The sequence below is a fragment of the Brevundimonas sp. genome, assembly GCF_036677305.1.
GTDB lineage: Bacteria > Pseudomonadota > Alphaproteobacteria > Caulobacterales > Caulobacteraceae > Brevundimonas.
In genome coordinates, this window is record NZ_JAKFEB010000206.1 from 1 (window position 1) to 7,513 (window position 7,513).

Consider the following 7,513-nt stretch of genomic DNA (forward strand, 5'->3'; position numbering starts at 1 on the left):
GGCATGAACAGCGCCTTGCCCTTGGCCCCGGTCGCCTCCTTCACCGCGGCCGTCCAGACCGGCCACAGGGTCTCGTCGATGGTTTCCGGCAGGGCCGCCAGCGCCGCCTGGGCGAAGGCGGGGTCCTCGATCGTGGGCGTGATCGGACCGCGAACCATCTTCGCCATTTCAATGACATCGGCGAACTTCTGAAGGTTGCCTCGGACCCCGTTCCAGAAGGTCTCGCCCAGGTCCGCGTCCAGTTCGATCAGCCGCGGCTGCGCCACGCCGTAGGGCATGGCGTGCAGGGCCTGGGCGTTCAGACGGTCCAGGTCGGCGGTGTCATAGCGCGCCGGCGACCGGCCCATCTTGGCGAAGGCGAAGCTGGCGCCGAGGGCGTCGATGGACTCCCCCACCTCCAGCGGATCGCTGGTGCCGATGCGGCCCAGATGGCTGGTGATGGCGATGGGCTCATAGCCCTTGTCGCGCATCTCGGCGATCGACAGCGAGCCCAGACGCTTGGACAGGGCCTGCCCGTCCTCGCCGACCAGCAGGGGCATATGCGCGAATGACGGGACCGGCCCGCCCAGCGCCTCGAAAATCTCGATCTGGGCGCCGGTGTTGGTGACGTGGTCCTCGCCGCGGATCACATGGGTGATGGCCATGTCGATGTCGTCGACGACCGACGGCAGGGTGTAGAGGAACAGGCCGTCCTCCCGGATCAGCACCGGGTCCGACATCGAGGCCGTGTCCACCTCGGCGTGGCCGCGCGACAGGTCCTCCCAGGCGACGCGACGCCCATCCAGCTTGAAGCGCCAGTGCGGCTTGCGCCCCTCGGCCTCATAGGCGGCCTTTTCCGCATCCGTCAGCGCCAGTCCGGCGCGGTCGTAGATGGGCGGCAGGCCGCGCGACAGCTGCACCTTGCGGCGGCGGTCCAGTTCCTCGGAGGTGTCGTAGCAGGCGTACAGCCGCCCGGCGGCCTTCAGGCGCGCCGCGGCCTCCTCATAGCGGTCGAACCGCTTCGATTGATTGTGACGTTCGTCCCAGACGAGGCCCAGCCAGGTCAGGTCGTCCTCGATCCCCTGCTCGAACTCGGCCGTGGAGCGTGCAAGGTCGGTATCGTCGATGCGCAGAACGAACGCGCCGCCCTGCCCTTTCGCGAACATCCAGTTCACGAGAGCGGTGCGGACGTTGCCGACGTGCAGCTTACCCGTCGGCGACGGGGCGAAACGGACCTTGACGGACATGGAGCAGACCTTGAGACGCGAGGCGCGCTAGGTCGCCCCCGAAACCGGCCAAGTCAAGGCGTCGCCGCGTTTGTCAGTCGTCGCGGTGGACGCGTTCCCGACGCTCGTGACGCTCCTGGGCCTCGACCGACAGCGTCGCCGTCGGGCGGGCTTCCAGCCGTCCGAGGCTGATCGGCTCGCCGGTCTCCTCGCAATAGCCGTAGGAGCCGTCCTCGATGCGACGCAGCGCCTCGTCGATCTTGGAGATCAGCTTGCGCTGGCGATCGCGGGTGCGCAGTTCCAGCGCCCGGTCGGATTCCGACGACGCCCGGTCGACCAGATCCGGATGATTTTCCGTCTCGGCCTTCAGGTTGACGACAGTCCCCTTGGACTCGCGAAGGATGTCATCCTTCCAGTCCATCAGCTTGCCCTTGAAATAGGCGAGCTGCCGCTCGTTCATGAACGGCTCGTCGTCGGACGGCCTGTACGCGGCCGGCTCGACAGTCACGGAGGCCAATGCGGTCATAGTCGCACTCACGCTCTCAACCAGCGCCCCCCTGTGGCGCAGCCCTGCCTATAGGGTCGACGGAGAGTCGCGGCAACAACGCTCTCAAGAGCGTGACCTGTGGAGCTTACAGTCCTGGCGCGAGCGTGACATTTCTTCATCACCCGCCGCTCGGTGACCACGCTTTTGCGAACGTTTACGGCAGCTTATGCTGCAGTGCGGCGTAGCTCGGCCTTGGCCAGTTCAACCGCCGCGCGCAGATCGATCTGGTCCAGAAGGCCGTTCAGGCCTGCATCGGCGTCGATCGGACGCTCCTCGCGCAGGGTCCGCGACAGGCGATCCAGGGCTCCCTCGCCCGCCTCGCCCTGCAGCAGGGCCAATTTCAGCTCTTCCAGCCGGTCCAGGAGACCGCCGCCGCGGCGGATGGCCCGGCGACGGCGCTCGGTGACGTCCTCGACGCCCTGCAGCGCCATCAGGGCCGACACATCGCTGACGCCGGAGACGCCCGAGGCTGAAGCCGTAGGCGCCGCGGCCCCGGCGGCCCCCATGGAAGGCACGGAAAAGCCTCCGCTCGCTCGGGCGGGACGGCTGCCTTGCGGCGACGACGGTCCGGAGGGGCCTGTGACCTTCATGCGATGCGACTCCAGCACATGCCCGACCATCGTCGGCGCCGAGTCACCGTTTGGTTAACGCCCCGGCAGATTCTGCCGCCGCTTCCGCGGCCGGAACGACAGCGCTCCTTGTTTTCGTGGAGGTTTTTCGCTGGCACGGCTCTGGCAACGCCGTAAACGCAACAGTACCTGGACGCCCCGCCCATGCAGAAACTGCTCGCCTCCCTCCTGACAGCCGCCGCCCTGGCGGGATTCGCCGCGCCCGCCTCGGCGCAGTCGCGGATCAAGGACATCGCGGCGATCGAGGGCGTCCGCACCAACCAGCTGGTCGGCTACGGCCTGGTCGTCGGGCTGAACGGCACCGGCGACAGCCTGCGCAACTGCCCCTTCACCCGCCAGTCGCTGGAAGGCATGACCGAGCGGCTGGGCGTCAACATCCGCGGCTCCAACGCCAACTCCAAGAACATGGCCGCCATCATGGTGACGGCCGAACTGCCGCCCTTCGCCACGCCGGGCGCCCGGGTCGACGTCAACGTCGCCAGCATGTGCGACGCCAAGAGCCTGCTGGGGGGCACGCTTCTGGTCACCAGCCTGCAGGGCGCGGACGGGCAGGTCTATGCGGTGGCCCAGGGCTCGATCCAGACCGGCGCCGTCTCGGGCGGCGGGGCCTCGGGCTCTTCGGTGACCCGCGGCGTGCCCACCGCCGGCCGCATCGCCTCGGGCGCCACGGTCGAGCGCGAGACCGGCTTCCAGCTGGCGAACATGAATGAGGTGCGGCTGACGCTGCGCAATCCCGACTTCACCACGGCCCAGCGCGTCGCCGCCGCCATCAACCAGACCTACCCCGGCACGGCCCTGGCCGAGAACGGCACCGTCATCGCCCTGCGCGCGCCGGGCCAGATGGGCATGGCCGGCTTCATCAGCATGGTCGAGAACATGCCGGTCCAGGTCGACGCCCCCGCCAAGGTCATCATCGACGAGGTCAACGGCGTCATCGTCATGGGCGAGGCCGTCCGCGTCTCCACCGTCGCCATCGCCCAGGGCAACCTGACCATCTCGGTCCAGGAGAACCCGCAGGTCAGCCAGCCCGCCCCCTTCAGCCGCGGCGAGACCGCGGTCGTCCCCTCCTCCACCGTCGCGGTCGAGGAGGAACTGGGCCGCGAGATGCGGATCATCGGCGGCGGGACGTCCCTGTCCACCCTGGTCAACGGCCTGAACGCCCTGGGCGTCAGCCCCCGCGACATGATCAGCATCCTGCAGGCCATCAAGGCCGCGGGCGCCCTGCAAGCCGACATCGAGGTGATGTGAGCATGAACCCCCTGATCGCCGCCGGGGCCGCCAGCCTCCTCCAGCCCGTCGCCGGCGCCGCCGCCCGCGTCGTGACCGACAAGATGCGCGAGACCGCCGAGGCCTTCGAGGCGTCCTACCTGTCGCAGATGCTGAAGCCCATGTTCGAGGGCCTGTCGACCGAGGCCCCCTTCGGCGGCGGCGAGGCCGAGGGGACCTGGCGCGGCTTCCTCGTCGAGGCCATGGCCAAACAGACGGTCAAGGCCGGCGGCATCGGCCTGGCCGACCAGGTCGTGGCCCAGATGCTGAAGATGCAGGAAGCCCAGGAGCCCGCCGCATGACCGAATCCGCCACCGTCAACGCCACGGCCCGCGTCCGCCAGCTGACCGACCTGACCGCCCGGCTCACCGCCCGTCTGGCGGAGGAATCGAAGGCTTTCGAAGCGCGCCGTCCGCAGGACGCCGCCGCGACCCTGGCCGAGACCCAGCAACTGGCCAACGTCTATCGCCGCGAGTCGGCCCAGGTGAAGGCCGATCCCTCGGCGCTCTCCGCCGCCCCGGCCGCCGACCGGACGGCCCTGATCAAGGCCACGGAGGCGTTCGAGGCCGTCCTGACGCGTCACGCGCGCGCCGTCGAGGCCGCCCGGATCGTCTCCGAGGGCCTGGTCAAGACCATCGTCGCCGAGGTGGCCAGCCAGCGCGGATCGCCGTCCGCCTACGGGGCCTCCGGTCAGGCCAACGCCGGAGACGGTCGTGCGGTGGCCTTCAACCGCACGGCCTGAGGGCCAGGGTCCGTTCGATGCGGATCGATTCAAGGAAGTCGGCGTCGTGGCTGACCACGACAAGAGCCCCGTCGTAGGCCCTCAGCGCCGCCTCGACCGCCGTGATCGCGTCCAGATCCAGATGGTTGGTCGGCTCGTCGAGGATCAGCAGCTGCGGCGGCCGCGCCCCGCTCATCACGCAGGCCAGGGCCGCCCTCAGCCTTTCGCCGCCTGACAGCGTCCCCACGACACGCTGCGCCGCCGTATTGCGGAACAGAAACCGCGCCAGGGCGGCGTGGGCGTCGTTCGGCGTCGTCTCAGGGTTCAGCCGCCAATAGGCCTCGATCAGGGACTCTTCCGGATCGAGGATGTCCGCCGCCTGATCCAGCAGCGCCGAGGCGACCGGCCGTTCGACCCGGCCCGACGACGGCTCCAGGGCGCCGGCGATCAGCTTCAGCAGGGTGGTCTTCCCGGACCCGTTCGGCCCGGTGACCGCGACCCGTTCCGGCCCCGTCAGCCGCAGGGATATGGGGCCCACGATCCGCCGCCCGTCCGGCGCGTCCCACGTCGCCTCATCGAGCGCCAACGCCGCCCTGCCCGCCGCCAGCCCCGTGGGCGGCATTGGAATGTCCAGCACCCGCACCCGTTCGACCCGGTCGCGGGCCTCGCCCAGCGCCGCCTCGGCCTCGGCCCCCTTGCGTTCGGCCAGCCGGTTCCCGCGCGCCCCGCTGTTTTCGGCCCGCTCGGCCATGGCCCCCAGCAGGATTTTCGGCTCCGACTTCTTCGCCGCGAACGCCCGCCCGGCCCTGTCGCGCCGCGCCTTCTTCTCAAGCGCCGCCTGGCTTTCGCGCGCGACCCGGCCCGTCTCGCGTTCGGCGACCTCCAGATCCCGCGCGGCCGCCGCCCGTTCCGCAGCCTTGCGTTCGGCGTAGAGGTCGAAATCGCCGCCATAGGTCGCCGCCCCCAGGGACGACAGCTCGACGATCCGGTCCATCGCCCGCAGCAGGCCGCGGTCATGGCTGACCACCACGGCCCCGCCCTTCCACCGCGCCAGCACCCCGGCGACGACGGCGCGTCCCTCGAGGTCGAGATGATTGGTCGGCTCGTCCAGCACCAGCAGGTCCGGCTGCGCGAGCAGCAAGGCCGTCAGACACAGTCGCGTCTGTTCGCCGCCGCTCAGCGACGCGGTCCGTCGCTGCAGGTCCAGCCCGTCCAGCCCTGTTTCAGCCAGGGCGGCCGAAATCCGATCCTCCAGCGTCCAGTCCGCATCGGCCAGATCGTCGCCGGTTCCCTCGCCGGCCAGAATCCGCGCAACGACCGCCCGAGGCCCCGCCACGCCCAGCGCCTCGGCCGCCGTTTCGTCAGGTGCGGGCTCCCGTCGCTGTTCCAGCCAGCCGATGCGGCCGACCCGCGCGACCGCGCCCTCGGCCGGCTCGGCGAGGCCCGCGATCACGCGCAGCAGCGTGGTCTTGCCCGCGCCGTTGCGGCCGACGACGCCCGTGCGTTCGCGACCGAACGTCAGGCTCAGATTGTCGAAAAGGGTGTTTCCGTCAGGCGTGCGGGCCGCGACGCGATCGAGCGTCACGAGTGCGGATGCGGACGGGTTTGGGCTTGGGAGCGAGGGCATAGGCGAGCACGAGCAGCAGAGGAGCGGAAAGGGCGATACCGATTTCCAGCGCGCTGATCATGATCGTCGGGCCTCCAGTGAACTCACTCGAAGGGCTGAAGATGCGGACGAAGCGCCCCGCGTGCAAGCCATTTCGGCGACGGTCCGGCTGACGAAGTCGTGTGACCGCTGCCGAGGAGACACATCAGGGCATCATGGCCACGGCGATTGGCCGCAATGGCGGACCGGCCGGCGACGGCCTAGATAGTCGTCGTGACCCTGTCTGATGATCCCGAAACCCGCCGCCAGGCCATCGTGCGCCGCATCGAGGCCGAGACCGGCATCGACGAGCCGATGATTTCCCGGCTGGTCGACGCCTTCTACGACCGGGTGCGCCGCGATCCGTTGATCGGGCCGGTGTTCGACGCGCGGATTTCGGACTGGGGCCCGCATCTCGAACAGATGAAGCTCTTCTGGTCGTCCGTGGCCCTGATGAGCGGCGTCTATCACGGGCGTCCCATGCCCAAACACCTGCCCTTGCCTGTCGACGCCCGCCATTTCGACCGCTGGCTCGAGCTGTTCGAGGCCACGGCGGCGGAGATCTGCCCGCCCGCGGCGGCGGCCCATTTCATCGAACGGGCCCGTCGGATCGCCGAGAGCCTGGAACTGGGCATCGCCGGCGCCCAGGGCGTCTTGCTGGGCAAGGGCGAACGGTATCTGAGGCCGACGCAGGCCTGGACGCCGCCCGGGTCCTAGCCCGGAGCAGCCGGCGCCGGGGCCGGGGCCGCCGCACCGGGTTTCATGCGGGCGTTGACGTTGAAGCTCTCGACCTTCCACTCCGCTCCCTCCTTGAGGAAGCCGGTGTCGGTCCGGACGAACCTGTCGGGATATTCGTACTCCTGGGCCAGCAAATAGCGTTGGCCGCTCGTGCCGGTGTTCGAACTCCAGCCGAGCGGTTTCGGCTCCGGCGCCGGACCGGCGGGAGCGAAGGACCGGATCATGGGCAACTGGGCCCGCACCGTCGCCGGGTCACTGCCGGAGGACATGCGGGCGATCAGGGCGTCGTCCCGACCGGCGGTCAGATCGGCATACAGAGCCTGCGCGTCCGCCGCCCGCTGGGGGTCGCCCTCCATGGACGGTATCGAACAGGCCGCCAGTCCGCAGACCGCCAACAACCCCAGGACCAGTCTGCGTTGCCTCATAAGCCCCCCCTGCAATCCGATGCTATATGGACCCCGTCGTGATCGGCAACCGTCGGCTGACCGGACCGGACCCGGCCCTGCTGCCGTTTCGTGTCAGCAGGTTTTGCGCAGGACCCTAATGTTCCCACAATGTTCTTGCTGAATCCCGCGAATTGATCCCCATATAACGGGGTCGCGCCGGACCCTCCCCGGCCCCATCGCGTTCCCGGACAGGCATGACCGAAAAGCACAACTTCATCCGCGTGCGCGGCGCGCGCGAGCACAATCTCAAGGGCGTCGACCTCGACATTCCGCGCGAGCAGCTGGTGGTCATGACGGGCCTGTCCGGCTCGGGCAA

Annotated in this window: 9 protein-coding genes and 1 pseudogene; 5 read left to right on the forward strand and 5 right to left on the reverse strand. The window is 69.5% G+C overall.

Features of this window, described 5'->3' with window-relative positions; translation table 11 throughout:
* The 3 genes from gltX to V6M42_RS12005 form a co-directional block, all read right to left on the reverse strand.
* Positions 1 to 1,226 (reverse strand): glutamate--tRNA ligase (gltX, locus tag V6M42_RS11995; RefSeq protein WP_332678655.1); only part of this gene is annotated, 1,226 nt, incomplete at its 3' end.
* A gap of 73 nt (positions 1,227 to 1,299) precedes the next feature.
* Positions 1,300 to 1,731, reverse strand: a complete 432-nt coding sequence (dksA, locus tag V6M42_RS12000) for an RNA polymerase-binding protein DksA (protein WP_332658957.1) — start codon at positions 1,729 to 1,731, stop codon at positions 1,300 to 1,302.
* A 185-nt stretch (positions 1,732 to 1,916) separates the two neighbouring features.
* Positions 1,917 to 2,342: a flagellar assembly protein FliX gene (locus V6M42_RS12005; RefSeq protein ID WP_332658956.1), complete on the reverse strand. Its 426-nt coding sequence runs from the start codon at positions 2,340 to 2,342 to the stop codon at positions 1,917 to 1,919.
* Positions 2,343 to 2,525: 183 nt separating this feature from the next.
* Here V6M42_RS12005 and V6M42_RS12010 point away from each other — a divergent pair, with 183 nt between their 5' ends.
* From V6M42_RS12010 to V6M42_RS12020, 3 genes are read left to right on the forward strand one after another with little or no spacing between them, the layout of a single operon-like run.
* Positions 2,526 to 3,629 carry a flagellar basal body P-ring protein FlgI gene (locus tag V6M42_RS12010; RefSeq protein WP_332678658.1) on the forward strand — a complete coding sequence of 368 codons (1,104 nt, stop codon included), beginning with the start codon at positions 2,526 to 2,528 and terminating at the stop codon, positions 3,627 to 3,629.
* Positions 3,630 to 3,631: 2 nt separating this feature from the next.
* Positions 3,632 to 3,949 carry a rod-binding protein gene (locus V6M42_RS12015; protein ID WP_332658954.1) on the forward strand — a complete coding sequence of 106 codons (318 nt, stop codon included), beginning with the start codon at positions 3,632 to 3,634 and terminating at the stop codon, positions 3,947 to 3,949.
* Positions 3,946 to 4,389, forward strand: coding sequence for a flagellar basal-body protein FlbY (locus V6M42_RS12020; protein WP_332658953.1), 444 nt, complete (start codon positions 3,946 to 3,948; stop codon positions 4,387 to 4,389). The genes V6M42_RS12015 and V6M42_RS12020 overlap by 4 nt, the downstream gene beginning before the upstream one ends.
* Here the strand turns inward: V6M42_RS12020 and V6M42_RS12025 are convergent.
* Positions 4,373 to 5,995 (reverse strand): ABC-F family ATP-binding cassette domain-containing protein, encoded by a 1,623-nt coding sequence (locus tag V6M42_RS12025; RefSeq protein ID WP_332678659.1) that lies wholly within the window; start codon positions 5,993 to 5,995, stop codon positions 4,373 to 4,375. The two genes, V6M42_RS12020 and V6M42_RS12025, sit on opposite strands and share 17 nt — an antisense overlap.
* Before the next feature lie 252 nt (positions 5,996 to 6,247).
* Here V6M42_RS12025 and V6M42_RS12030 point away from each other — a divergent pair, with 252 nt between their 5' ends.
* Entirely contained in the window at positions 6,248 to 6,730 is a 483-nt protein-coding gene (locus V6M42_RS12030; RefSeq protein ID WP_332678660.1) for a group III truncated hemoglobin, read from the forward strand.
* Here V6M42_RS12030 and V6M42_RS12035 read toward each other — a convergent pair.
* The gene (locus V6M42_RS12035; RefSeq protein WP_332678662.1) at positions 6,727 to 7,176 is read right to left on the reverse strand and encodes a hypothetical protein; all 450 of its coding nucleotides are present in this window, start codon (positions 7,174 to 7,176) and stop codon (positions 6,727 to 6,729) included. The genes V6M42_RS12030 and V6M42_RS12035 overlap by 4 nt on opposite strands.
* A gap of 215 nt (positions 7,177 to 7,391) precedes the next feature.
* On the opposite strand from V6M42_RS12035, the pseudogene V6M42_RS15310 reads away from it, so the two are divergent.
* Positions 7,392 to 7,513 (forward strand): annotated as a pseudogene (locus V6M42_RS15310) (hypothetical protein); the annotation flags it as partial.